This is a genomic window from Alteromonas sp. AO-Serp, assembly GCF_017849675.1.
Lineage (GTDB): Bacteria > Pseudomonadota > Gammaproteobacteria > Enterobacterales > Alteromonadaceae > Alteromonas > Alteromonas macleodii.
In genome coordinates this window covers 1-1,232 of sequence record NZ_JAFLMX010000031.1, presented here as the reverse complement: position 1 = coordinate 1,232, position 1,232 = coordinate 1, and the positions used below count along the sequence as shown (strand labels likewise).

The following is a 1,232-nucleotide window of genomic DNA, read 5'->3' as shown; positions in this document are numbered from 1 at the left end:
TTCTGCGACAATTCTAGATGCGGAGCTTGAAGATGGCACAGCCATTCCAGGTCAATCAGACAATACGTACAGCATTACAGCGTACTATGAGATGAACGGCTTTGAGATTAGGGTTGCGGCAACCGATCGTTCTGAGTTCCTTACGTATCAGCGTGGAGGTTCAAACAAAATTGAGCCAGCAACTCGTAACGCCGTTACCCAAGTCGATGCTCAAATTAGCTACGATTTTGCAGATAGCGGAATTGAGTACTTGGAAGGGCTAAGAGTGTCGTTACAAGGCGTAAACCTGACTGATGAGAAAGAAGAAACCATTGATGATGCGGGCATTGTTACGCTCCGCCGCGAGTTTGGTCCTTCTTATATGCTAAACCTCAACTATTCGTTCTATTAAAAGGGACCATCCCTTTTGAACGCACGAAAATAATGGCACGCACCTTTAGATAGTGGATACGTGCCTTGCATTACTGCCATGTAAAGTGTGGCAGTAATGCGCAACTCTGATACTGTTTAATTTCACCCTTCTTTTATTGCAGAGCCTTTAATGACAACACCACACCGAATTGTTATTGCTGGAGGCGGCACAGCAGGTTGGATGGCTGCCAACCTTTTAGCTCACCGCTGGGCTAATCAAGCTGTGACCATCACACTCATAGAATCAGAAGAAATTGGCACTATAGGCGTAGGCGAAGGCTCGACACCTACTCTCAAGCGTTTCTTTCAAACTCTTGATATTCCTGAGTATGATTGGATGGAAGAGTGCCAAGCAACGTATAAAGTTAATATCAAGTTCAAGGGCTGGAATGGCAATGATTCACACAGCTATTCTCACCCCTTTATTAGCCAGTTAGATGTTTTTAGTGAACGGGCATTTCACGTTAACGCCTTAACCAGAAGACTGGGCCTCGATGTTGAAACTCGACCTGATAAGTTTCTTATGGCTGGGTATTTGGCAAAGAAAAACCTTGCCCCTCTTCCCTCACATAATTTTCCATTCGATATAGAATACGGCTACCACTTTGACTCTCTAAAACTTGGACGATTCTTACGCGAGCGCGCTAAATCAAAAGGCGTATATCACGTTGTTGGTAATATTGAATCAGTGCATACCTCACCATCTGGCGACATTTCACATCTCATTTGTCAAGACGGACAAAAATTTGATGGAGACCTATTCATAGATTGCACGGGTTTTTCAGGGCTCATTTTACAAAAGACGCTAGGCGTACCGTTTA

General features: G+C 44.2%; 1 protein-coding gene and 1 pseudogene. Both read left to right on the top strand.

Annotation, left to right across the window (positions count from 1 at the left end; translation table 11 throughout):
• Positions 1 to 391, top strand: a pseudogene (locus QVA83_RS02620) (TonB-dependent receptor); the annotation flags it as partial.
• A gap of 150 nt (positions 392 to 541) precedes the next feature.
• Positions 542 to 1,232 (top strand): tryptophan 7-halogenase (locus QVA83_RS02615; RefSeq protein WP_287498112.1); only part of this gene is annotated, 691 nt, incomplete at its 3' end.